The sequence below is a fragment of the Verrucosispora sp. TAA-831 genome (assembly GCF_050780145.1).
GTDB lineage: Bacteria > Actinomycetota > Actinomycetes > Mycobacteriales > Micromonosporaceae > Micromonospora.
On record NZ_CP192240.1, the window covers coordinates 3,546,414 to 3,571,117 of the forward strand.

Annotated in this window: 19 protein-coding genes; 4 read left to right on the forward strand and 15 right to left on the reverse strand. The window is 70.6% G+C overall.

Annotated elements, in window-relative coordinates; genetic code table 11:
- Positions 1 to 350 precede the first annotated feature (350 nt).
- The 3 genes from ACQVFL_RS16075 to ACQVFL_RS16085 form a co-directional block, all read right to left on the reverse strand.
- Complete coding sequence (locus ACQVFL_RS16075) at positions 351 to 929, reverse strand: hypothetical protein (protein WP_396695810.1); 579 nt, start codon at positions 927 to 929, stop codon at positions 351 to 353.
- A 231-nt stretch (positions 930 to 1,160) separates the two neighbouring features.
- Entirely contained in the window at positions 1,161 to 1,922 is a 762-nt protein-coding gene (locus ACQVFL_RS16080) for an SDR family oxidoreductase (RefSeq protein WP_431726858.1), read from the reverse strand.
- Positions 1,919 to 2,944 carry a zinc-dependent alcohol dehydrogenase gene (locus tag ACQVFL_RS16085; protein WP_431726859.1) on the reverse strand — a complete coding sequence of 342 codons (1,026 nt, stop codon included), beginning with the start codon at positions 2,942 to 2,944 and terminating at the stop codon, positions 1,919 to 1,921. Before ACQVFL_RS16085 ends, ACQVFL_RS16080 begins: the two co-directional genes overlap by 4 nt.
- Before the next feature lie 215 nt (positions 2,945 to 3,159).
- Between ACQVFL_RS16085 and ACQVFL_RS16090 the strand changes: the two genes are divergently transcribed.
- A complete protein-coding gene (locus tag ACQVFL_RS16090) occupies positions 3,160 to 3,855 on the forward strand; it encodes a FadR/GntR family transcriptional regulator (RefSeq protein WP_396695816.1) in 696 nt (231 codons plus the stop codon).
- A gap of 15 nt (positions 3,856 to 3,870) precedes the next feature.
- On the opposite strand, the gene ACQVFL_RS16095 is transcribed toward ACQVFL_RS16090, so the two are convergent.
- From ACQVFL_RS16095 to ACQVFL_RS16115, 5 genes are read right to left on the reverse strand one after another with little or no spacing between them, the layout of a single operon-like run.
- Positions 3,871 to 4,746 (reverse strand): amidohydrolase family protein, encoded by an 876-nt coding sequence (locus ACQVFL_RS16095; RefSeq protein ID WP_431726860.1) that lies wholly within the window; start codon positions 4,744 to 4,746, stop codon positions 3,871 to 3,873.
- Positions 4,743 to 6,068 carry an enolase C-terminal domain-like protein gene (locus ACQVFL_RS16100; protein WP_396695820.1) on the reverse strand — a complete coding sequence of 442 codons (1,326 nt, stop codon included), beginning with the start codon at positions 6,066 to 6,068 and terminating at the stop codon, positions 4,743 to 4,745. The genes ACQVFL_RS16095 and ACQVFL_RS16100 overlap by 4 nt, the downstream gene beginning before the upstream one ends.
- Positions 6,069 to 6,128: 60 nt before the next feature.
- Positions 6,129 to 7,166 (reverse strand): ABC transporter permease, encoded by a 1,038-nt coding sequence (locus ACQVFL_RS16105; protein ID WP_396695822.1) that lies wholly within the window; start codon positions 7,164 to 7,166, stop codon positions 6,129 to 6,131.
- Positions 7,159 to 8,700 (reverse strand): sugar ABC transporter ATP-binding protein, encoded by a 1,542-nt coding sequence (locus tag ACQVFL_RS16110; protein WP_431726861.1) that lies wholly within the window; start codon positions 8,698 to 8,700, stop codon positions 7,159 to 7,161. Before ACQVFL_RS16110 ends, ACQVFL_RS16105 begins: the two co-directional genes overlap by 8 nt.
- On the reverse strand, positions 8,697 to 9,758 hold the full coding sequence (locus ACQVFL_RS16115; protein ID WP_431726862.1) for a sugar ABC transporter substrate-binding protein: 1,062 nt from the start codon (positions 9,756 to 9,758) through the stop codon (positions 8,697 to 8,699). The genes ACQVFL_RS16110 and ACQVFL_RS16115 overlap by 4 nt, the downstream gene beginning before the upstream one ends.
- 749 nt (positions 9,759 to 10,507) lie before the next feature.
- Here ACQVFL_RS16115 and ACQVFL_RS16120 point away from each other — a divergent pair.
- Positions 10,508 to 11,851, forward strand: coding sequence for an extracellular catalytic domain type 1 short-chain-length polyhydroxyalkanoate depolymerase (locus tag ACQVFL_RS16120; RefSeq protein WP_431726863.1), 1,344 nt, complete (start codon positions 10,508 to 10,510; stop codon positions 11,849 to 11,851).
- Between the two features lie 582 nt (positions 11,852 to 12,433).
- Positions 12,434 to 13,810 carry an endo-1,4-beta-xylanase gene (locus ACQVFL_RS16125; RefSeq protein ID WP_431726864.1) on the forward strand — a complete coding sequence of 459 codons (1,377 nt, stop codon included), beginning with the start codon at positions 12,434 to 12,436 and terminating at the stop codon, positions 13,808 to 13,810.
- A 79-nt stretch (positions 13,811 to 13,889) separates the two neighbouring features.
- Here ACQVFL_RS16125 and ACQVFL_RS16130 read toward each other — a convergent pair whose 3' ends face one another.
- The 3 genes from ACQVFL_RS16130 to ACQVFL_RS16140 all read right to left on the reverse strand — a co-directional run bounded on the left by ACQVFL_RS16130 (position 13,890) and on the right by ACQVFL_RS16140 (position 18,254).
- The gene (locus ACQVFL_RS16130) at positions 13,890 to 14,879 is read right to left on the reverse strand and encodes a LacI family DNA-binding transcriptional regulator (RefSeq protein ID WP_396695832.1); all 990 of its coding nucleotides are present in this window, start codon (positions 14,877 to 14,879) and stop codon (positions 13,890 to 13,892) included.
- A gap of 399 nt (positions 14,880 to 15,278) precedes the next feature.
- A complete protein-coding gene (locus tag ACQVFL_RS16135) occupies positions 15,279 to 17,366 on the reverse strand; it encodes a family 43 glycosylhydrolase (protein ID WP_431726865.1) in 2,088 nt (695 codons plus the stop codon).
- Between the two features lie 333 nt (positions 17,367 to 17,699).
- Positions 17,700 to 18,254, reverse strand: a complete 555-nt coding sequence (locus tag ACQVFL_RS16140) for a MarR family winged helix-turn-helix transcriptional regulator (RefSeq protein WP_396695836.1) — start codon at positions 18,252 to 18,254, stop codon at positions 17,700 to 17,702.
- A 43-nt stretch (positions 18,255 to 18,297) separates the two neighbouring features.
- On the opposite strand from ACQVFL_RS16140, the gene pip reads away from it, so the two are divergent.
- On the forward strand, positions 18,298 to 19,266 hold the full coding sequence (pip, locus tag ACQVFL_RS16145; protein ID WP_431726866.1) for a prolyl aminopeptidase: 969 nt from the start codon (positions 18,298 to 18,300) through the stop codon (positions 19,264 to 19,266).
- 94 nt (positions 19,267 to 19,360) lie between these two features.
- Here pip and araA read toward each other — a convergent pair whose 3' ends face one another.
- The 4 genes from araA to ACQVFL_RS16165 form a co-directional block, all read right to left on the reverse strand.
- A complete protein-coding gene (araA, locus tag ACQVFL_RS16150; protein WP_396698557.1) occupies positions 19,361 to 20,863 on the reverse strand; it encodes an L-arabinose isomerase in 1,503 nt (500 codons plus the stop codon).
- Between the two features lie 27 nt (positions 20,864 to 20,890).
- Positions 20,891 to 21,880: a galactofuranose ABC transporter, permease protein YjfF gene (gene yjfF / locus ACQVFL_RS16155; RefSeq protein WP_396698555.1), complete on the reverse strand. Its 990-nt coding sequence runs from the start codon at positions 21,878 to 21,880 to the stop codon at positions 20,891 to 20,893.
- Between the two features lie 156 nt (positions 21,881 to 22,036).
- Positions 22,037 to 23,101 (reverse strand): ABC transporter permease, encoded by a 1,065-nt coding sequence (locus tag ACQVFL_RS16160; RefSeq protein WP_431726867.1) that lies wholly within the window; start codon positions 23,099 to 23,101, stop codon positions 22,037 to 22,039.
- Positions 23,098 to 24,639, reverse strand: a complete 1,542-nt coding sequence (locus tag ACQVFL_RS16165; protein ID WP_396698551.1) for a sugar ABC transporter ATP-binding protein — start codon at positions 24,637 to 24,639, stop codon at positions 23,098 to 23,100. The genes ACQVFL_RS16160 and ACQVFL_RS16165 overlap by 4 nt, the downstream gene beginning before the upstream one ends.
- Positions 24,640 to 24,704 lie beyond the last annotated feature (65 nt).

Here is a 24,704-nt window from a genome sequence, read left to right on the forward strand (position 1 = left end):
TGCGCGCGAACAGGGTGAAAGCCGATCTGCCGGAGCTGCTCGGTGACGTCGGGCGGGCGTCTGTCGGGCGGAACCCGAGGCGCCACAGAGACAGCCAGACATCTGATGTGTTTCGCGAAGGTTACTCCGCGACGACAAAATAGGCAATGGTCGATGACGACTGGTCGCACCCGCCGTCAATTCGCTGCCGATCAGGCGTTTCTCACACGACGCAGCAGGTGATGGGCTCGCGCGGAGGCGGTTCGGCGAGCAGGCGGACGAATGCGGCACCCGACAGGGCGCCCTCGACGGCGTCCAGATACATCACATGTATCGACGTGGCGGAATGGTGGCGGGCGACGTCGGCCGGATCAGCGCCGGACGGTCGAACGCCCTTGGAGCGCCACACCCGGACAGGCGTCGCCGAGCCGCGCCAGGGCCGCGTCACGGTCGACCGCGGACTCGGCGAGGGCGAGGCGGCGTACGTGGTCGGCCACCCGGTCCGGGAAGCGGTAGCGAGCGCCGCATCGGATGACCAGCCGACGGTCGCGCAACTCCCCCAGACCGCGCCGGACCTGCACCAGGGTCAGGTTGCACAGCGCCGCCGCGGCGTCGGCGTCGAAGTCCGGGCCGGGGTGCAGGCCGAGGTACCGGACCAGCCGTTGCCCACTGGCCGGCAGATCGCGGTAGGCGAGATCGAAGGCGGCGAGCAGGGACGCCGCCGGGTCGACGCCGACCGACTCACCAGACAGGTCGAGGGTGGGGCAGCCGACCCGCTGCTCGGCGGCCGACTCCGGTCCGCCGGCCTCGTCGATCACCGTACTGAGCAGGCGTTCCATCCGATCGGCGCGGTCCACCACCTCGGCGGTGTCGGACGATCGGACCGGGCTTGCCGACGGGTGCCGGTCGGTGCGGGCGCCGACGGACGCGGTGGTGGCAGGAAGTCGCATGACAGGCCCCCCTTCCTCAGACGTCAGGTCGCGTGGTGGCAGGCACCCGCCGCCGCGTACGCGGACCGGTGGGCGTCGCGGGACCGGCTCGGCCGGCCGGGACGGTGGACGCCGAGAACCCGGGTGAGCACGTCGCGAGTGAGCGGAAGCCTGCACTCTTGACGGCAAAAGGTAGTCTGTGAGCGATAACATAGCAAGGTGTAGATGTTCTTGACATGAGGTCGACGCAGGTCACCGCGCCAGCCAGCCGCCGTCGACCGGGATGACGGCGCCGTGCACGTACGCGGACGCGTCGGAGGCGAGGAAGACGGTGACTCCGGCGAGGTCATCGGGGCGCCCCCAGCGTCCGGCCGGGATCCGCTCCAGGATCGCCCGATTGCGTTCCGGCGCGTCGCGCAGCGCCTGGGTGTTGTCCGTGCCGATGTAACCCGGGGCGATCGCGTTGACGTTGACCCCGTGCGGCGCCCACTCGTTGGCCAGCGCCCGGGTCAGCCCGGCGATCCCCGACTTCGCGGCGGCGTACCCGGGCACCGTCACGCCGCCCTGGAAGCTCAGCATCGACGCGGTGAAGATGATCTTTCCCCGGCCCCGCCGGATCATGTCCCGACCCAACTCCCGGGCGAGGACGAACGGTGCCGACAGGTCGACCTCCAGCACGTGGTCCCAGTCGGAGTCGGAATGCTCGGCGGCGGGCGCACGCCGGATCGTGCCGGCGTTGTTGACCAGGATGTCGACGGGCTGGTCGTACCCGACCAGCCAGTCGCCGAGCGCACGGACGGCGGCGCGGTCGGACAGGTCCGCCCGGTACGGCACGAACCCGCGTCCCTGCGCCGCCACCCGCTCGGCGACCTCGCTGCCGGTCTCCTCCAGCGACGCACTCACCCCGATCACGTCCGCGCCGGCAGTCGCCAGGGCCTCCGCCATCGCCAGCCCGATGCCGCGCCGGGCGCCGGTGACCACGGCCAACCGGCCACTCAGGTCGAACAGGTTCACGCGTTGCCTCCGCAGTCGACGAGCACCTTGACGTCACCACCGGCGGCGAGCGCCTCGAAGGCCCGTGCCACCTCGGCCAGCGGCACGATCCGGGAGACGAGCCGGTCGGCGGGCACCTGACCGGTGTGCACCAGACGGACCGCCTCCACGTAGTCCGCGCGCTCGTAGACCCGTACCCCGATCACCTCCAGTTCGCGCCAGAAGATCCGGTGCAGGTCCACCTCGCGGGGGGTGGGGTGGATCGCGACGACGACGAGCCGTCCCCGGACCGCGAGCAGGTCGGTCGCGGTCCGGACGCCTGCGGCCGAGCCGGAGACCTCGAAGACCACGTCCGCGCCGGCCTCGGCGGTCACCTCGCGGACGTGGCGCGCGACGTCGACCGTCGCCGGATCGACGGCGGTGAGGCCGAGGTCGGCGGCGAGTTCCCGACGTCGCGGGTCGAGTTCGAGCACGGTCACCTCGGCGCCCACGGCCCGGGCGACCGTGCCGATGAGCAGGCCGACCGGACCTGCGCCGACGACCACCGCGTGCTCGCCCGCGACCAGGCGGGAGCGGCGTACGTCGTGCACCGCCACCGCGGTCGGTTCGACGAGCGCGGCGTGGACCAACGACAGGTCCGGCGGCAGCGGCACCAGGATCCGCGCGGGTACGGTCCACGATCGCTGCATCGCGCCGGGCGAGTCGATGCCGACGAAGTCGAGCCGGTGGCAGATGTGCGGGTGCCCGGCACGGCAGGCGGGACACTCACCGCACCAGTCCAGCGGCATCACGGTGACCGGGTCGCCCACCCGGTGGTCCTCGACGCCCGCACCGACCTCGGCCACCCGGCCGGACATCTCGTGCCCGATCACCGCCGGCACGCGTACCCGCTGGTCCATCGCCCCGTGCGCGATGTGCAGGTCCGTGCCGCAGATCCCGGTGTACGCGACGTCGAGGCGCACCTGGCCGGGGCCGGGCGGCACGACGGGGGTCTCCGCGACGACGAAGGTGTTCTCGCCGACGTACTGTGCGCTGCGATTCACGCCGCCTCCTCGGTCGGGTGCCCGCCGTCGCGCAGCGCCTGCGCGACCGGGGGCCGGACGGCGACGGGCCGCCGCCGGTGGATGGTGCGGCCGGACCCGGACACCGGTGCCGGCCGAGGGTGCCGCGAGGGCGTCAAACGTCCGACGTCTCTATAGTGGTGAGGGCTGCCGGTGTCGGGCGCAGGCGGTGGCGGGCCGGTCCGAAGGGGGCGTGGATGGCACTGACCGACGACGCGATCGCGAAGATCCGCAGCATGATCCAGAGTGGTGAGCTGCCGCCGGGCGCACGGCTGCCACCGGAGCCGCAACTGGCCGCACAGATGGGGTTGTCGCGTAGCGGGGTCCGCGAGGCGGTCAAGGTGCTGGAGTCGGCCCGGGTGCTCGACGTGCGTCGCGGCGACGGCACGTACGTCACCAGCCTCGCCCCGCGCCTGCTGCTGGAGGGCCTCGGCGTCGCGGTGGAACTGCTGCGCGACGACACGCTGCTGGAGGTGATGGAGGTCCGGCGGATGCTGGAGCCGGTGGCGACCGGCCTGGCCGCGTTGCGGATGACCGACACCGACCTCGACGAGCTCGCCCGGATCCTGGAGGACATGCGGGCCGCCGCCGACGACGCCGAGAAGCTGATCCAGTTCGACACCGCCTTCCACCACACGGTCATCGCGACCACCGGGAACGAGACGCTGACGTCGCTGCTGGACGGGCTGTCCAGCCAGACGCTGCGGGCCCGGGTGTGGCGCGGGCTGATCGAGGGCAACGCGGCCCACAAGACGATCGACGAGCACCACGCGATCTATCTCGCCCTGCGCTCCCGTGATCAACTGCTCGCGCAGGCCAGTGCCCTGATGCACGTCAACACCTCCGAGGCGTGGCTGCGTACGGTGCTCGCCGCCAAGGCGACGGACGCCTGATCCCCGCACGCCGGATCACCCGGCCGCGTCGGCGGGCGCGGACCGCCGGGTCAGTCCGTAGGTGCGCACGGCGGTGCCGGCGAAGACCTCCTGCCGGTCCGGCACCGACAGCGGCGGCAGGGCGGCCTCCAGCGCCCGACGCACGCCCGGATAGTCCGACCTGAGCAGACAGACCGGCCAGTCCGAACCAAACATCAGACGACCCGGACCGAACTCGTCGACCGCGACCGCGACGAACGGGCTCAGGTCGGCCGGCGACCAGTCCGGTCGGGCCTCGGTGACCAGCCCGGACAGCTTGGCGGTGACGTTCGGGTTGGCGGCCAGCGCGGCGAACGGGTCACGCCAGGACCGCAGACCCGCCTCCCCCGCGTCGATCCGGGGCTTGCCGAGGTGGTCGAGGACGAACCGGAGCTGCGGTACGGCCCGCGCCGCCCGGGCCGCCGACGGCAACTGGTCGGCCCGGATCACCAGGTCGAACACCAGCCCGGCGGCGGCCACCTCGGCGAGTCCCCGTCGCACGTCGGGCCGGTCGAGGTAGTCGGGATCGGGCTCCCCCTGCACCTGCGGGCGTACCCCGACCAGCAGCTCACCGCCGCGCAGCCGGCGGTAGCGCGCGATGGTGGCCCCGACGTCACCGGCCGCGACGTCGAGCCAGGCCACCACCCCGAGGATCGGCGGTGTGTCGGCGGCGTGCCCGAGGAACCCGGCCGCCTCGTCGGGGTGGCAGCGACCGCCCTCCACCAGCACGGTGCCGTCCACGCCGGTCGCCACCAGTTCGGTGGTGAGGTCCGCCGGGGTGAACGGTCGACGGATCGCGGCCAGGGCGGGATCGTCCAGCCAGGTGTAGCCGTGCTCCGGCTGCCACAGGTGGTGGTGCGCATCGATGATCATGCAGCCGGCGCTCCCGCCTGGACCGGCGCGGCGGTCCACTCCGGGCCGTCGGGGAACCGGTAGTCGGTCAGCGCAGCCGGGACGATCTGGGCGCTCATGCCCGGCGTCCGCGGCGCGAGGTAACGTCCACGCCGCACACGGACCGGGTCGGCGAAGTGCTCGTGCAGGTGGTCGACGTACTCGATGGCCCGGTCGTCGGTGCTGCCGCTGAGTGCCACGAAGTCGAACATGGCCAGGTGCTGCACCAACTCGCACAGCCCCACGCCACCGGCGTGCGGGCAGACCGGCACCCCGAACTTCGCGGCGAGCAGCATGATCGCCAGGTTCTCGTTGACCCCCGCGACCCGGCAGGCGTCGATCTGCACCACGTCCACGGCGTCGGCCTGCAGGAGCTGCTTGAACATCACCGCGTTGTGTACGTGCTCGCCGGTGGCCACCCGGACCGGAGCGAGGGCGTTGCGCACGGCGGCGTGTCCGAGCACGTCGTCCGGGGACGTCGGCTCCTCGATCCAGTACGGGTCGAACGGTGCCAGCTCCCGCATCCACGCGATGGCCTCGGGCACCCCCCAGATCTGGTTGGCGTCGACCGCGATGCGGACGTCCGGCCCGACCGCGCGTCGGGCGATGCCCATCCGGCGGACGTCGTCGGCCAGGTTCCCGCCGACCTTGAGCTTGATCAGTCGGTACCCGTCGTCGACCGCCTCCCGGCAGAGCCGGGCGAGCTTCTCGTCGGTGTAGCCCAGCCAGCCCGGGGTGGTGGTGTACGCGGGGTACCCCTCGGCCAGCAGACGCTGCTCCCGCGCCGCGCGCCCGCCCTCGGCGGCCCGCAACAGGTCCCGCGCCTCGTCCTCGGTGAGCGCGTCGCGCAGGTAGCGGAAGTCGACCTGCGCGACGAGTTGCTCCGGGGTGAGGTCGGCGAGCAGCTTCCACAGCGGTTTCTCCGCCCGGCGGGCGGCGAGATCCCAGACCGCGTTGACCAGCCCGCCGGCCGCCATGTGCACGACCCCCTTCTCCGGGCCGAGCCAGCGGATCTGACTGTCGCCGACGAGCCGACGGGCCAGCGCACCGGGGTCCGCGAGCACCTCGTCGACCGGCTGACCGACCACCATCGAGGCCAGCGACTGCACGGCCGCGACCTGGATCTCGGTGCCACGTCCGACGGTGAAGACCAGTCCGTGCCCCTCCGCGCCGGTCGATGTCCGCAGGATCAGGTACGCGGCGGAGTAGTCCGGGAACGGGTTCATGGCGTCCGACCCGTCGCGGTGCCGGGACGTGGGGAACCGTACGTCGATGGTCTCTACGGACGAGATGCGCTCACTCACCGAAACTCCTGGGGGGTCGTACGGCTGACTCGGTCTGCGTCGTGCGGCGGCCCGCCGGCCTCATGTCTGTGCCTTGCCTCCGGTGATGCGGGAGACCACCAGGGCCACCAGGATGACGGTGCCGTTGAGGAAGTTCGTCCACTGTGCGGGCACCCCGGCCAGGGTCAACACGTTGATGATCATGAACAGCAGCAGGACGCCGGTGAAGGCGCCGAAGACGCTGCCCCTGCCGCCGTTGAGGCTGACCCCGCCGATCACCGCCGCCGCGAAGACCTGGAAGATCGCGCCGCTGCCCTGGGCCGCCGGCACCGCCGCCAGCCGGCCACTGATCAGCAGGCCGGCGAGGGCGGCGAGCACGCTGGCCACGATGAGGGCGACCCACAGCACCCGGTCGGTACGGATGCCCGCCGCCCGGGCCGCGTCGGCGTTGCCACCGATGGCGTAGAGCGCCCGGCCGGCACGGGTGTATCCGAGCACCACGATTCCGACGGCGACCAGCAGCAGCGACACCCAGATCGAGGCCGGCACCCCGAACCAGGTGGCGGAGCCCAGGTAGGTCATCGACTCCGGCAGCGCGAAGAAGGTCTGGCCACCGGAGATGCCGGTGAGCAGGCCGCGCAGGACGATCAGCATGCCCAGCGTGACGATGAAGCCGTTGAGGCCGAACCGGACGATGAGCAGACCGTTGAACGCCCCGACGAGCGCCCCGACGAGCAGGACCACCGGAACCGCCCAGGCGTCCGGCACCACGTCGAGCCCGAGACCCCGGGTGAGGGCGGGGTCGATGACCAGCCAGGCGGCGATGCCGGGCGCCAGGCCGAAGGTGGACTCCAGCGACAGGTCCATCTTGCCGGTGATCAGCACGATGGTCTGGGCGAGCACCACGATGGCTATCTCCGACATGCTCTGCAGCACGTTGATGATGTTGTCGCTGCTCAGGAAGACCGGGTTGACGATCGACCCGACGATGGCGACCGCGATGATCGCCGGCACCAGCGCCAGGTCGCGCAACCGGGCGACGGCCAGACTCCGCGACGCGGACCGGGACGGCGGCGGTGCCGCCGACGGCTGTGTGGTGGGCGTCAGCGTCTCAGACATGGTGGAGATCCACCCCTTCCATGGCGGCTACCAGATCGTTGTCGCGCCAGCCGCGCGCCGTCTCGCCGACGACCCGGCCCTGGAACATCACCAGCACGCGGTCGCAGATCCGCAGGTCGTCGAGTTCGTCCGAGACCACCAGCACGGTGGTGCCGCGTCGACGGACCTCGTCGACGACACCGAGCAGCGTCTGCTTGGACCGCACGTCGACACCGGCGGTCGGGGTGATGAGCACCAGCACCTTCGGCTCGCTGGCCAACGCCCGGCCCATTACCACCTTCTGCTGGTTGCCGCCGGAGAGGTCGGAGACCGGCACCTGCGGCCCGGACGCCTTGATCGCCAGGTCGGCGATGGTGTCGCGGGCCAGCGCGTCACGCCGGGCCGGTGAGATGAGACCGCGTCGCACGACCCGGTCGGGCACGGTCATCGTGACGTTCTCCGCGATGGACAGCAGCGGCACCAGTCCCTCCCGGTGCCGGTCCTGCGGCACCAGTCCGACCCCGGCGTCGAGGGCGTCCGGCACGCTACCCGGCCGCAGCGTGCGACCGTCCACCACGACCGTTCCCCCGGCCGCGCGGGCCAGACCGACGATCGCCTCGGCGACCTCGACCTTCCCGCTGCCGCCGCCGCCCGCGATGCCGACCACCTCGCCGGCCCGGGCATCGAGCGACAGTCGCGCACCGGAGGCGGTGGTCAGGTCACGCACCGACAGCAGCACCGACGCGTCGGCCGCGAGGGGCCGGTGATCCGCCTCCGGCATCGTCACGTCCTCACCGGTCATCGCGGCGACCAGGTCCGACCTGCCGAACTGCGCCACCGGCGCGGTCAGGATGTGCCGCGCGTCGCGGAAGACCGTCACCTGGTCGCAGATCTCGTAGATCTCCTGGAGGTGGTGGCTGATGAACAGGAACGTCACGCCCTGCGCCCGCAGATCCCGGATGCGGGTGAACAGGCGGTTGATGCCCGCGCCGTCGAGCTGGGCGGTCGGTTCGTCCAGGATGATGAACCGGGCACCGAAGGAGAGGGCTCGGGCGATCTCCACGAACTGCCGCTGCTCGACCGAGAGCGCCGCGGCGGGTTGACGTACGTCGACCTCGACCGACCAGGTCGCGAGCAGTTCCTCGGCCTGTCGGCGCAGCCTCGACCACCGGATCAGCCCGGCCGGGCCCCGGGCGTGGCGGTGGAGGAACAGGTTCTCCGCCACGGTGAGGGTGCCGATGATGGTGGACTTCTGGTAGACGCAGGCCACCCGCTTCCGCCACGCGTCGCGGTCACCCAACGGCGGGGCGGGCCGACCGTCGAACGCCACCGCGCCGCCGTCGGCGGCCTGGAGTCCGGTGAGGATGCCGACAAGGGTCGACTTGCCGGCGCCGTTGCGTCCGACCAGGGCGTGCGTCTCGCCGGGCCGGACCACGATGCCCGCGTCGAGCAGGGCCACCATCGACCCGAAGCGCTTGGTGATGTGCACCGCCTCGACGACGGGCCGGGCGCCGCCGGCCGCGCCGTCGGCCGGGTGGTGCGCGACGGTGGTCATGCGTTGTTGCCCCACAGGGAGGCGTCGTCGAACGTCAGCGTCGGCTCACCCGCGATCGGCGCACCGTCCAGGGTCACCAGTGGCGCCGGGAGCTGGTCCTCCAGCAGGCCGTCGCGGACCTGGATGATGGTGCTGCCGTGGTCGGTCGGGCCGGGCTGGAAGGTCTTGCCGTCCATCGCCGCCTTCACGTACTCCAGGCCGTACCTGGCGTACAGGTCGGCGGGCTGGCTGACGGTGGCGTCGATCAGACCTTCACCGATGTTCTTCAGCTCCTCCGGGATGCCGTCGTTGGAGACCACGAAGACGTGCTTCGGGTCGCTCGGCGGCACCTGGAGACCGCGCTGCTTGAGGATCTGCAACGTGCCGGACAGTGCGAACGAGGACTGCATGTAGATGCCCCTGACGTCCGGGTCCGAGGCGAAGCGGGTCTGCAGCTTCGACGCCGCCACGTCGGCCTTCCAGTCGGTGGCCTCGCCGAAGACGGTGATGCCGGGGAAGTCCTTGCGCATGCACTCGTTGAACGCCTCGGTGCGGTCCCGGCCGTTGATCGAGTCGAGGCCGCCCTGGAGCATCACGACCTTGCCCGTGCCGCCGAGCTTCGTGCCGAGGAACTGGCACGCCTTGATGCCGTAGGCCCGGTTGTCGGCGCGGACGACCATGAACACCCGGCCGGTGTCCGGTCGGGTGTCGATGGTGACCACCGGGATGTCCCGGCTCTCCAACTGGGTCAGCGTCGGTCCGATGGCGGCGGTGTCCTGCGGCGCCATCACCACGCCCTTGACCCCCTGGCTCATGAAGGCCTGGGTGTTGGAGATCAGGTTGGCGATGTCGTTCTGCGAGTTGGTCGTCTTGGTCTCGACGTCCAGCTCGTCGGCGAACTGCGGCACGTACCTGATGTAGGAGTTCCAGAAGTCGGTGTCCGAACGCGGGTAGTCGACGCCGACGAGCTGCGCCGAACCGCCCGAGCCGGTGCCGTCGTCGCCGCACCCGGCCGCGAGGGTGGCCGAGGCACCGAGCAGCACGGTCAGTCCCACGCTCAACAGAGCTCTACGTTCCATCGTGTGTCCTCCGTATCGGGATGCCGCCGGAGGCTGGGCACCGCGACCACCGGGCGCGGCGACGGACGACCGGCGGAACAGATGCGATCGGGCGGCGGTGACGTCCACAGCGGGCAGGTGCGGACGCCCCTCGGGTGGTTCGGGACGAAGACGGCCTAGACATCAGACGTTATTCGTTTCCGGCGCGCAGCGTCAACGCCTAGATCTGCGTTGATATCGGGCTATCGGCAGGAATCTGCGGCCGAGCATCGGGTCAGCGGAATGGATACATCACATCAATACCCCGACGCGGCGACTCGCCCGACGACGGCGGGTCAGACCGGCGGGCTGGACCGATGTTGGCGATCACACGACGGCGCTCGATCGCCGCCACGTCCGCACATCGACAGTCCTGCGAACGTTAACATCGACGCCCCTCGTGTTGCTAGCGTGTTTCGCGCCCGTGGCGGCACCCCCGGAAGCCCTGGGGGCGGAGGGTGTCACCACGGCCACCCGAGCAGCGGCCGACCGAAAATATCGATCAATGCCATCGTGTTGCTGGCCCTCTCGGCGCGACTCCATACTTTGGCTTGCGCGCGAGCCGCGAATCGGCACGAAAGTGTCATCGTCACGGCGAGGTGAGCGGATCCCCTCCGCAGGGCAGCACCTCCCGCATCGCGACGCCCGGCCCCCGTCCCCGGTCGATGTCGGCTGACCCCGACGTCCACCGTGCCCGGATTCCGGCGTCGCCCCTACCACCGGAGGTGAACATGACCCGAACGAGAGCGGGGCTGCTGGCATCCCTGGCCACCGCGTTACTTCTCGCCGTGGCGGGCGTGGCCCTGTCCCCGTCACCGGCCGTCGCCGCGTCGCTGGTCGAGGTGACCAGCTTCGGCAACAACCCGGGCAACATGCGCATGCACATCTACGCGCCGGACAACCGACCCGCCAACCCGGCGATCGTGGTCGCCATGCACGGGTGCGGCGGTTCCGGCACCGGCTTCTACTCCAGCAGCGAGTTCGCCCGGCTCGCCGACCAGTACGGCTTCCTGGTCATCTACCCCACCGCGACCCAGCAGGCCGGCTTCGGCAACTGCTTCGACGTGTGGTCAGCGGCCTCCAAGCGCCGCGACGGGGGCAGCGACCCGGTCTCCATCATGTCCATGGTCGGTTACGCCCAACGCCAGTACGGCGGCGACCCGCAGCGGGTCTACGCCACCGGCAGTTCCTCCGGCGGCATGGCCACCCAGGCCCTGCTCGCCCTCTACCCGGACGTCTTCAAGGCCGGCGCGGCCTTCATGGGCGTGCCGTTCAACTGCTTCGCCAACGCCGCCGACTTCCCGCCCACCAACAGCCAGTGCGTCAACGGCCGGATGGACCGCACCCCGCAGCAGTGGGGCGACGCGGTACGGCAGGCGTACCCCGGCTACAGCGGTCCGCGCCCCCGCATCCAGCTCTGGCACGGCACCAACGACACGCTCATCCCGTTCCAACTCCTGCAGGAGGGGGTCGAGCAGTGGACCAACGTCTTCGGATTGAGCCAGACGCCGACGTCCTCGGACACCCCGCAGGCCAACTGGAACCGTCGCCGGTTCGCCAACTCCGCCGGCACCGTGCAGGTCGAGGCGTACAGCATCCAGGGCGCCGGGCACACGCTGCCGTCGACGGGCATGGCCCGGGTCGCCATCGACTTCTTCGGCCTGACCTCCACCCCGCCGCCGACCACGCCGCCGCCCACCACGCCGCCGCCGACCACGCCTCCGCCCACGACTCCCCCGCCCACCACCCCGCCGCCGGGCACCACGACCTGCCGGGTGCAGTACTCGACCGACTCGTGGAACAACGGTCTCGTCGCCACGGTGACCGTCACCAACAACACCCCGAACCCGGTCAACGGCTGGACGTTGCAGTGGACCTGGCCGAACGGCCAGCAGGTCACCAGCGCGTGGAACGCCACGGTGACCCAGAGCGGCAGCCAGGCGACCGCACGCAACGTCGCCTGGAACGCCACGATCGCCGGCAACCAGAGCGTCAGCTTCGGTTTCCAGGCCACCCACAGCGGCACCAACAACCCACCCACCGGCTTCACCCTCAACGGGCTCGGCTGCCAGTGAGCGACGCCGGCCGACGACCGGGCCCCGACGCGGGTGCCACGACGTCGACCGGCGGTGGCATCCGGATCTGATCCACACCCGACGGCGACCGGCCGTCACCGAGTACGCGGCCCGGTGCCGCGGGCGCGCCACCCGCGCCCGCGACACCGGGCCCACTCGTTGTGCTCGTGCCCACCGGCACCCGCCGACCACCGGGGCGACGGGGTGCCCGACCAGGCGACCAGAGCATATTTACCGCGGTCACTTGAGCGTGTTATCGATAACATGCTAACTTCCGGTCGAGGGGTGCAGGGCACGCTCCTTCGAGGTCACCGAACCGGCCGGCAGGGCACGCCGACCGACGATCGCACCCGCCGGTGACCTGTCCGGGCCCGCCGACAAGGCGCAGCGCGTCGGCCGTCCGAGCCGCCCCGACCACAGGCGGCACCGGATCCCGTTCACCACGGCCGGGTCACCGCGCCCGCACGAACTCCACCGATCGCCCCAGCACCCGACGGGCCGTGCCATGGCCGCCCCCGGGTGTTCCTCGCCACTCGCCCTGGGGCCGAGGGGCGTACCGACCACCACCACGAGAGGTCTGTCATGAATCGCAGATCCACCGACGGCAGAGGTCCGGCCATCCGGCCGCGCGTCCTGCTGCTGTCCCTCGCGGCGGGCACCGCGCTGCTCGCCTCGACCATGCTCGTCGTTCCCGCCGCCAACGCCGCCGCCAGCACGCTCGGCGCCGCCGCTGCCCAGAGCGGACGCTACTTCGGCGCCGCCACCAGCTCGTTCATGTTCTCCAACAGCCAGCACACCACGATCCTCAACCGCGAGTTCAACTCCATCGTGGCCGAGAACGAGATGAAGTGGGACGCCACCGAACCCCAGCAGAACGGCTTCAACTTCACCGGCGGGGACCGGCTCGTCGCCCACGCCCGGGCCAACGGCATGTCGGTACGCGGGCACGCGCTGGTCTGGCACGCCCAGCAGCCGGGATGGGCGCAGAACCTCTCCGGCACCGCGCTGCGCAACGCGATGACCAACCACATCACCCGGGTCGCCGGTCACTTCCGGGGCCAGATCCACTCGTGGGACGTGGTGAACGAGGCGTTCGCCGACGGCGGTGGCGGCGGTCGGCGTGACTCCAACCTCCAGCGCACCGGCAACGACTGGATCGAGGTCGCGTTCCGGACCGCGCGGGCCGCCGACCCGGGCGCCAAGCTCTGCTACAACGACTACAACACCGACGGGATCAACGCGAAGTCGACCGGCATCTACAACATGGTGCGCGACTTCAAGGCCCGTGGCGTGCCGATCGACTGCGTGGGCTTCCAGTCCCACCTGGGCACCACGCTGGCCGGTGACTACCAGGCCAACCTGCAACGCTTCGCCGACCTCGGCGTGGACGTGCAGATCACCGAGTTGGACGTCGCCCAGGGGTCCAACCAGGCGAGCATCTACGAGCGGGTCACCCGCGCCTGCCTGGCGGTGGCCCGGTGCACCGGCATCACCGTGTGGGGCGTACGGGACAGCGACTCGTGGCGGCGCAACGAGAACCCGCTGCTGTTCGACGCCAACGGCAACAAGAAGGCGGCGTACCAGTCGGTGCTCAACGCGCTGAACAGCGTCAGCGGACCGAACCCGACCACCCCGCCGCCCACCACCACCGCGCCCCCGCCGACCGGTGGCGGATGCACCGCGTCGGTGTCGCTGAACTCGTGGAACGGCGGCTTCGTGGCCACCGTCAAGGTCACCGCCGGCAACTCGGCGATCCGTGGCTGGACGGTGCGGGTCGCGCTGCCCGGCGGGACCGCGGTCACCGGCACCTGGAACGCCCAGGCCAGCGGCAGCAGTGGCACGGTGAACTTCGCCAACGTGAGCTACAACGGCCAACTCGGTGCCGGTGGCAATACCGAGTTCGGTTTCCAGGGCACCGGAACGGGTCCGTCCGGCACCCCGACCTGCACGGCGAGCTGACCGCCCACCGGCGGCGGGTCCGGTCCGGCATCGCCGGGCCGGGCCCTGCCCGTCGCCGAGGGATGCGGGCCGGGCCGCCTCAGCGGACCGGCGGCCGACCCACGCTCTGCCGGGAGACCAGGGTCGGCGCGACCGTCTCGCGCAACGCTCCCCCGCTGGCCGACTCGATCTGGGTCAGCAGCATCTCCAGGCTGGCCCGGGCCACCGCGTCGAAGTCCGGTCGCACGGTGGTCAGCGGCGGGATGAAGTACGCGGCCTCCGGCACGTCGTCGAAGCCGACCACGCTGATGTCGTCCGGCACCCGGCGACCGTGCTCGTGCAGCGCCCGCAGCACCCCGAGCGCGAGGTGGTCGTTGGCGGTGAAGACGGCGGTGACGTCGGGCATCCGGGCCAGCATCTGCCCGCAGCGGTAACCGGCCGCAGCGGACCAGTCGGCGGGCACCAGCGGCGGGATCTCCGCCCCGGCCGCGAGCAGCGCCTCCCGCCAGCCCTCGATCCGGCCCGCGCTGTCGAACCAGTCGGACGGACCGGAGACGTGCCACACCGTGCGGTGCCCGGCGTCGAGCAGGTGCTGGGTGGCGGCCCGGGCACCGGCGGCCTGGTCCACCGTCACCAGTGGCATCGGTCGGCGCGGATCCCCGTCGACGGTGACCAGTGGGACGTCCTTCGGCAGGCGCTCCAGCGCCTCGCCGGCCGACTCCACCGGCGCGATCACCACGATGCCGGCGACCCGGTGGGCCAGGTGCCGCTCCACCGCAGCCGAGATGGACCGGTGGTCGAGGTCGCGGACGCTGCCCACGCTGACCGCGAAGCCGGACTCGGCGGCGACCTGTTCCAGCGCGGTGAGCAACGATGCCGGACCGTAGAGGGTGGTGTTCTGGGCGACCACGCCGATCACCTGCGAACGACCGGTGACCAACGCGCGCGCCGCCCGGTTGGGGCGGTAACCGAGCTCGGCGATGGCCGCCTGGACCCGCAGCCGGGTCTGTTCGCGGACGTTCGGGTGGCCGTTGAGCACTCGTGACACCGTCTGGTGCGAGACACCAGCGAGGCGAGCCACGTCCGTCATCGCAGGATCGCGTACGGCCATCTCAGACTCCCCGCATGTCGGTCGGCGCCGCGACCGGTCGACGCTGACTGGAACGGCTAGGGTACAAAGATCCCCTCTCGCGGTACCCACACCGGCCCGTGCCGTCCGAGTGGAGAGCGCTCGATCACGCACAGTCTACGTCAGCGCCGATCCCGATCGTTGCCAGGCCGTGCGGCCGAATTGGCGTCGCGCCGAGGCTCCGCGGTCGACGGCGTACACCGGGATCGCGCATGGTGTCCGTGCCGGGACGCGGGTGGTGCCCGGCCGGTCGCCGGGCACCACCCCTCGGTCACCGGAGCGCGGTGACCGTCCGTACCGGCGGGCGGCGCGGTCGGAGGTTCGCGCCGCACCCGCCCCGAGGGCGCCGTGACATCGAGGTCAGGGCGTGGCCAACTCGAAGCGTCGCACCGTCACCGCACCACCAAGGGCGCTGGTGGCGAAGTTGAAGATGCCGAACCGGTACCCCATGAAGAACGTCCAGTTGTTGTTGAGCGTCAGGGCGTTGCCCAGCGGGACGAAGGTGACCCCGTCGGTGCTGTACGAGAAGCGCGCCTGCCGCCCGGAGCCGGGTCTGATATCGGCGTTGGCCCGTAGCCAGATCCGACCGCCGGACACCGCAGCACTGGCGATCTCGGTGCCGGTGCTGGTGGTGCTCCAGTTGTTGCCCATGGTCAGGCCGTTGGTCATCACCACCCGGGTGGCCCCGTTGTCGCGCCGGACACCGATCCAGGCCGAGGAGTCCCGCAGCATGGCCAGGCCGGTGCGGTCCCCGTCGCGCATGGTGGAGTAGTCCAGCTCGACCGTCGCGGTCGAGGTCGGACCCTGGATACGGTGCGTGACCGTGTTGCGGGCCCGGTAGAGGTCGTTGGTGACGGTGGCGGTCTGCAGGCGCAGTCCGTTGTTCACCGAGAACCGGCTGGTGTCGGGGTTGTGGTTCCACTCCCACTGCACGCCGAGCTGGGTGCCGGCGAACGTGTCCACTCCGGTGAGCGGCTTGACCGGCCGCAGCGGCAGCGGGTTGGGGTAGTTCACGCCCCAGGCGCCGTTGACGGTCTGCACCTGCGGCCAGCCGTCGGCGGTCCAGGTGATCGGCGCGAGCGTCGGCATCCGGCCGCCCGGGTACGCGTCGGTGAACGCCATGTAGTACCAGGCGCCGTTCTGGGTCTGGACCAGTCCGCCCTGGTGCGGTACGCCGCCGCCGGAGATCGGCCCCTGCATGTTGAGCAGCACCTGCCGCTGCTCGTACGGGCCGAACGGACCGTTGGTCGACTTGAGCACGTACTGGCCGTTGGCCGGACGGGTCAGCCAGATGTAGTAGGCGCCGTTGCGCTTGTAGAAGCGCGCCCCCTCCAGCGTGCCGATGCTCGACGGCGTCTGGTAGACCTGCTGGGCCCGCACCTGGGAGCGCCCGTCGGCGGAGAGCTGCGCCACGCTGATGGTGCCGTTGCCGTACGCGACGTACATGGTGTCGTTGTCGTCGATCAACATGCCGGCGTCGTAGTAGCAGTTGGGGATGGTGGCGTGCCGACTCCAGGTGCCGTCCACGGCGGAGGCGGTGTAGATGTGGGTCTGGGCGAAGTCGATGCACCCGGCCCAGTAGTACGTCCGGTTGCTGGGCCGGTAGTTGAGCGTCGAGGCCCAGATCCCGTTGACGTACGCGTGTTGCCCGCTGGGCAGGTCGTACTTGGTGCCGAAGTCCAGCCGGGGCACCGAGTGTCCGGCGAACTCCCAGTTCACCAGGTCGTACGAGCGCAGCACCGGCGCGCCCGGCGAGTAGTGCATGGTCGAGGCGGACATGTAGTAGACGTCGCCGACCCGGATGATGTCGACGTCGGCGAAGTCCTGCCAGACCACCGGGTTGGTGAAGTTGCCGCCGGGGGTGCCCGGGTTGCCGGTGTCACCGACGCGGACCAGTTGCCACTGCTGGTTGGTGCCGCCCCAGTCGTCGTACTGGACGATGTTGCCGCCGTCGGCGGTGGAGGCGTTCTGCACCTCCACCGCCTTGTTGCTGTTGCGGTTGATCAGGCGGACGTACCCGCCGTCGGAGTCGGCGAGCCGGAACTGCTGGTTGGTGCCGTTGCCGTCGGTCCACTGCACGATGGACGCGCCGTTGGCGGTGGAGAAGTTGTAGACGTCGAGCACCTTGCCCGAGTGCCGGGACTTCAGCCGGTAGTAGCCGCCACCGGAGTCGACGAACTGCCACTGCTGCTGGTTGCCGTTGTTGCGCGTCCACTGGGTGATCCGCGCGCCGTCGTTCGTGGCCAGGTTGTAGACGTCCAACGCCTTGCCGCTGTTGCGGTTGACCAGCACGTACCACGCGTTGGTGTCGACCGTCGCCGCCGCTGCCGGCGAGGGTGCCACCGCCACCAGCGTGCCGCCCACCACGACCGCCGCCACCGCCGCGACGGCCCGGGACAACCACCCAAGCCGACGCGGAACGATGCGGGGGACCTCGAAGGTACCCATGATCCTCCTTGGGAGAAGAGAGTGGAGCGACCACAGGGGACGGTCGCGGGGTAGATGCGTCCCGCGTGGTGTGATCGCTAACAACCGCCGCCGTGCCCACGTGCGGCGTCGTGATCGTTTACTACGAAGCGGAACGCGCCTGGCCCGGTCGGCCGCAGATATCGTCCGTCTTCACTATCGACTGTGAGCGATAACAGATCCTTAGTCAAGACGTAACACCGACGACTTGCGCGGGGCCGGATCACGCACCCGGACACGACGAGGACGCCGCCCGACGGGGCGGCGCGGAGGTGTCGTCCACGCCGGGCGGTGTGGCGGCAGGGATGGAGCCGATCACCGTCGAGGCGGCGGGTCCGGCGGGCCGCCCGGGCGGCGACCGCCCGTCCCGGCGTCCCCGCCCCGAACACCGAGCAGGCCAGGGTCGGCGGCGATGATCCGATCGCGCATCGGGCGTCGGGCGAGCGCGGCCAGCGCCTCGTCCACGAGCACGTGCAACGGCATCGACAGCTCGGTCTCCAGCTCGCGGGTCGCCGTGGTGGTGGCGGCGACCTCGGCCCGCAACGCCGGCAGGACCCGCCGCCCCTCGTCGGTGAGCGTGACCATCCTGGTGCGCGCGTCGCGGCCGGGGATCGTCTCCACGAGCCCGGCACGCGCCATCGCGGCGACCGTCTGGCTGGCCGCCGAATGGGTCACGTCGATCGCGGTCGCGACGGCCCGGATCGAGCACGGCCCGTCGTCGGCCACCACCAGGAGCACCGGCGCGAACCGCGCGCGCAGACCGGGAAGGCCGATCTCGGCGTACACCTGGCCGATGCCGCCGTCGAGCAGCTCCATGAGCGTCGCGAGTCTCGTGCCGAGGACGCCGGGCCCGGGATCGGGGGTTGCCATGGCGGATACTGTAACAGCGCTGTCATATCGTGAGGAGCGCACCATGATCGAGCCGTACGACACCGGGATGCTCGACGTCGGCGACGGCAACCAGGTCTACTGGGAGGTCAGTGGCAACCCCGAGGGCGTCCCCGCCGTCGTCCTGCACGGTGGTCCCGGCAGCGGCAGCACGACCCGGCACCGACGGGCGCTCGCCCCGGAGCGGTTCCGCGTCGTGCTCTTCGACCAGCGCAACTGCGGGCGCAGCACCCCGTCGGCGGCCGACCCGAGCACCGATCTGCGCGCCAACACCACCGCCCATCTCGTCGCCGACATCGAGCGGTTGCGCGAGCACCTCGGCATCGCCCGCTGGGTGGTGTACGGCGGCTCGTGGGGCGCGACGCTCGCGCTGGCGTACGCGACGCACCATCCCGACCGGGTACGCGGCATGGTGCTCGTCGCGGTGACCATGACCCGACGGTCCGAGGTGGACTGGCTGTACCGGGGCGGCGGGCGGTTCTTCCCCGAGGCGTGGCAACGATTCGTCGCCCACGCGGGCCTGCCGGGCTACGCGCTGCCGACCGACAGCCAACCACCGATCGAACCGGTCCTGCTGCGCTACGGCCAACTCCTCGCCGACCCGGACCCGGCGGTACGCGAACGGGCGGCCGAGGAATGGTGCGCGTGGGAGGACGCGCTGATCTCCGAGGAGAGCAACGGCAGACCCGGCCAGTACTCCGCCGGGGAGCTGCGACAGCGGCTCACCATGACCCGGATCTGCGCGCACTACTTCGGCAACGGCGCGTTCCTGGCCGACGGCGAGATCCTGCGCAACGTTCCGAAGCTGGCCGGCATCCCGGGTGTGCTGGTGCACGGTCGTAACGACGTGAGCGGACCGGCGATCACACCGTGGGAGATCGCGCAGGCGTGGCCCGAGGCACGCCTGCACGTCGTCGGGGACGCGGGGCACACCGGCAGCGAGACCATGCGGCGCGTCCTGTCCGAGGCGGCGGACACGATGGCACGCACCTAGACCCGACCCGCGCCACGGGGGATGCGGGGACCCGGGCGCGTGCGTCGGTGCCGCCCGTCGGACGGGCGGCACCGACGCACCGTGGGTGCCGAGGTCAGAAGCCCCGGGCGAGGCGGTAGTACGCCTGGTTCCAGCGCAACTCGTCGGCAAACCGGCGAGACTCGGTGTTCGCGTCGATGACGACCAGCTCGGTACGGCTCATCTCGGCGAGGTCGTGCAGCTCCTCCACCCCCACCGCGTGCGAGAGCACGGTGTGGTGCGGGGCGCCGGCGGTGATCCATGCCTCGGCCGAGCCGGCCAGGTGCGGACGGGGCCGCCAGACCGCCCGGGCCACCGGCAACCGGCGCAGCGGCTGCGGCGGGGGTACCACGTCCACCTCGTTGGCGACCAGCCGGAACCGCTCCCCCATGTCCGCCAGGCCGAGCACCACCGCCGGTCCCGGCTCGGCGTCGAAGACCAACCGGACCGGGTCCTCGCGACCGCCGATGCTCAACGGGTGGATCTCCACGTTCGGCTTGTCCGCCGCGATCGTGGGGCACACCTCCAGCATGTGCGCGCCGAGGATCAGCTCCTCGCCCGGCGTCAGGTCGTAGGTGTAGTCCTCCATGAACGAGGTGCCGCCCTGCGCGCCGGCCGACATCGCCTTGAGCGTGTGGACCAGCACCGAGGTCTTCCAGTCGCCCTCGCCACCGAAGCCGTAGCCGTCGGCCATCAGCCGCTGCACCGCGATGCCGGGCAGTTGACGCAGCCCGCCGAGGTCCTCGAAGTTGGTGGTGAAGGCCCGGAACCCACCCGCGTCCAGGAAGGTCCGCATGCCCAGTTCCAGCCGTGCGGCGTACCGCAGCGAGTCGTGCCGCTCACCGCCGGGCCGCAGCTCGGCGGCGACCCGGAAGGTGTCGTCGTACTCCTTGACCAGGTCGTCGATCTGCGCGTCGGCGACCTCGTCGACCACCCGCACCAGGTCGTTGACCCCGTAGGTGTTCACCGAGACGCCGAAGCGCAGCTCCGCCTCGACCTTGTCCCCCTCGGTCACCGCGACGTCGCGCATGTTGTCGCCGAAGCGCGCCAGACGCAGCGAACGCATCGCCGACCAGCCGATCGCCGCCCGGGTCCACGAGCCGACGCGGGTGACCACGCGAGGATCGCTGACGTGGCCGGCGACGGTCTTGCGGGCCACCCCGAGCCGGGTCTGGATGAAGCCGAACTCCCGGTCGCCGTGCGCGGCCTGGTTCAGGTTCATGAAGTCCATGTCGATCTCGTCCCACGGCAGCCGGACGTTGGCCTGCGTGTGCAGGTGCAGCAACGGGGTACGCAGCGCGTCCAGACCCGAGATCCACATCTTCGCGGGCGAGAAGGTGTGCATCCACGCGATGACCCCGACCGCACCCTGCACCGCGGCGTCCCGGCAGACCTCCAGGATGTCCGCGCTGGTGGTCAGCACCGGCTTCCAGACCACCCGGGCCGGGATGTGCGGCGAGTCGTCGAGCAGGGCGGCGATCTGACGGGACTGCTCGGCCACCTGCCGGAGGGTGTCCTCGCCGTACATCGCCTGGCTTCCGGTGAGGAACCAGACCTCGGGTTCAGGATGCGTTGCCATGGGAGTTGCCTTCCGCGAGAGGGGCGGTCACTTGTAGCGGATGCCGATGAGGCGCTGGAGCAGGATGAACGCGAAGAGCAGGCCGCCAATTACGATCTTGGTCCACCAGGAGTTGAGGCTACCGTCGAAAGTGATCAGCGTCTGGATCACGCCGAGCACCAGCACACCGAGCACCGTGCCGAAGACATACCCCGATCCGCCGGTGAGCACCGTGCCACCGATCACCACGGCCGCGATTACGTCGAGCTCCATCCCGATCCCGATCAGCGGCGCCCCGGAGAGCGTGTAGAACGAGAGCAGGATCCCGCCGATCGCCGAGCACAGGCCGCTGATCGTGTAGACCGCGATCCGGGTACGCCCCACCGGCAGCCCCATCAGCAGCGCCGACTGCGGGTTGCCGCCGATCGCGTACACGTTGCGCCCCAACCGGGTGTACGCCAGCACGTACGCGCCGACGAGCACCACCGCGAAGGCGACCAGCACGCTCACCGAGACGAAGTTGCCGCCCGGATCGCCGATCCGGTGCTGCGCCATCGTGGTCCAGAAACCGTCGGTGATCCGGATCGACGAGTCACTGATGAACGTACACATGCCCCGGGCGAAGAACATCCCGGCGAGCGTGACGATGAACGGCTGGATGTCGAAGAAATGGATCGCACAGCCCATCAGGAACCCGAGCGTCGGCCCGATGAGCAACGCGATGACCAGCACCGGCAACGCGGGCAGACCCGCCTCGAGCAGCCACGCCGAGACCATCGCGGTCATCGCGACCACCGACCCCACGGAGAGGTCGATGCCGCCGGTGAGGATCACGAAGGTCATCCCCACCGCGACGACGAGGAGGAAACCGTTGTCGATGAAGACGTTGAAGATGACCTGGATGTTGGAGAAGGCACGGTACTGGGACACGCCGATGGCGTACATGACCAGCAGCAGGGCCAGCGTGGCCAGCACCGGCACGTGCCGCCGGGGCAGCCGCGCCCAACTCGGCCCGGTGGTCAACGACGTACTGCTCATGCCGTCACTCCGCTTCGCTGCGTGCCGCCATGAGGCTCCACCGCACTGAACCGATGATTCGCTCGCATCCGCTCGCTCATGCCGTCACTCCGCTTCGCTGCGTGCCGCCATGAGACCTCATTGCACCGCGCCTGATGATTCGCTCGCTCTGCTCGCTCATGCCGTCACCTCCTCCTTCTGGCGCTGCGGCGTCGGGGCCGGCGGGGGTGGGGTGCCGCGCTTGCGGCGGTTGAACGTGGCGCGGAACGCCGGGGCCTGGATGAGGCAGACCGCGATCACGACGACCGCCTTGAACAGCAACGCCGTCTGCGGCGAGATGTTCATGGCGTACACCGTGGTGGTGAGCGTCTGGATGATCAGCGCGCCGAGGATGGTGCCGCTGAGATAGAACCGCCCGCCGGCCAGCGCGGTGCCCCCGATGACGACCGCGAGGATGGCGTCCAGCTCCACCCAGAGGCCGGCGGCGTTGCCGTCGGCACTGGACACGTTGGCCGTCATCATGAAGCCGGCGACCGCCGCGCAGGCCGCGCTGACCACGTAGACCAGGAAGACGATCCGGCCCGACCGGATACCGGCCAACCGGCTGGCCTCCCGGTTGCCGCCCACCGACTCGATGATCATGCCGAGCGCGGTACGGCGGGTGAAGGCCGCGACCAGCAGCGCCGCTCCGAGCGCGATGAAGATCGCCAACGGCAGGGTGAGGAAGTGACCCAACCCGATCGCCCGGTACGGCCCGGAGTTGATCGTGATGATCTGACCCTCGGTGATCAACTGCGCCAGCCCGCGACCGGCCACCATCAGGATCAGCGTGGCGATGATCGGCTGAATACCGATCACCGAGACCAGTACGCCGTTCCAGGCACCGAGGACCAGCGCCACCCCGAGCGCCATCGCCAGCGCGGTCGCCACCGTGACGAAGCTGTTCTGGTCCGGCGCCTGACTGATGTGCAGGCAGGCGATCGCACCGCTGATGGCGCAGATCGACCCGACCGACAGGTCGATGCCGCCGGTGGAGATGACCAGGGTCATGCCGAGCGCGACCAGGATCAGCGGTGCGCTCAGCCGGAGGATGTCGATCGGGGTGCCGTACAGGTGGCCGTTGTTCATCTCGATCGACAGGAAGCCGGGGCGGTAGACCGTGTTCGCCGCCAGCATCACCACCAGGACGGCGATCGGCCAGAACAGCCGGTGCCCGAGCAGGGGCCGGATCCGTTCGCTCATGACTCTGTCCCCTCCCCGGGGGTGCCGCTGGCAATGGTCTGCATGACCCGGTCGGCGTCCACCGTGTCGTCGTTGGTCAGGTGCGCGACCATCTCCCGGTCCCGCATGACCGCGATCTTGTGGCTGAGTCGCAGCACCTCCTCCAACTCGGCGGAGATGAACAGCACCGCCATCCCACCGTCGGAGAGCTGAACGACCAGCTTCTGGATCTCCGCCTTGGCGCCGATGTCGATGCCCCGGGTCGGTTCGTCCAGGATGAGCAGCCGGGGCTCGGTGATCAGCCACCGGGCCAGCAGCACCTTCTGCTGGTTGCCGCCGGAGAGGTTGCGGACCGGCACCTCGGGGTTGGGCGGCCGGATGCTCAACGCCTTGATGTACTTGTCGACCAGTTCGTCCTGTCGACGGCGCGGGATGGGCCGCAGCCAGCCCCGGGCCGCCTGCATGGCCAGGATCATGTTCTCCCGGACCGACAGGTCACCGATGATCCCCTCCGCGCGGCGGTTCTCCGAGCAGAAGCCGATGCCGTGGTCGATGGCCTGCACCGGGTTGCGCAGGCCGGACGCCTTGCCGCTGACCGCCACCTGGCCCCGGTCGGCACGGTCCGCGCCGAACAGCAGCCGGGCCACCTCGGTACGGCCGGAGCCGAGCAGACCGGCCAGGCCGACCACCTCTCCGGCGTGGATGGTCAGGCTGAACGGGGCGACCGCACCCTTGCGCCCGAGGTCGGACACCTCGACGAAGGGCGTGCCGCCCTCCAGGACCGCCAGTTCCCGTCGGGGGTGCTCCTCGATGCGTTCGAGGACGTCGAGTTCTTTGCCGATCATCTTCTCCACGAGCGCGAGCTGCGGCAGCTCGGCGGTCGGGTACTCCCCCACCAGCGTGCCGTTGCGCAGCACGGTGATCCGGTCGGCGATCCCGTACACCTGGTCGAGGAAGTGGGTGACGAAGAGGATCGCGATGCCCTCGTCGCGCAGTTGCCGCATGATCCGGAAGAGCTGTGCCACCTCCCCGGCGTCCAGGCTGGACGTCGGCTCGTCGAGGATGAGCACCCGGGCCTGCACGTCGATCGCCCGGGCGATCGCCACCATCTGCTGCACGGCCAACGAGAAACTCGCGACCGGCGCGGAGACGTCGATGTCGAGCTCCAGGCGGGCCAGCAGCGCCCGGGCCCGCCGCCGGACCTCGCCCCAGCGGACGGCGCCGAAGCGACGCGGCTCCCGGCCGATGAAGATGTTCTCCGCCACCGAGAGGTTGGGGCAGAGATTGACCTCCTGGTAGACGGTGCTGACGCCGGCCGAGGCGGCCTGCATCGGCCCGTTGAAGGCGACCTGCTCGCCGTCGAGCGTGATGGTGCCCTCGTCGATGCCGTAGACGCCGGTCAACACCTTGATCAGGGTCGACTTGCCGGCGCCGTTCTCGCCCATCAGGGCGTGCACCTCGCCGGGGTAGAGCCGGAAGTCGACGTTGTGGAGTGCACGCACCCCGGGAAAGGACTTGCTGATCCCGGTCATCGTCAGGACCGGACGGCTATCCGTCATCCCATCAGATCCTCTTCTGGGTTCTCGCTGGAGGGAAGGGCCACGGAGCCCCCGTGGCGTCCGCC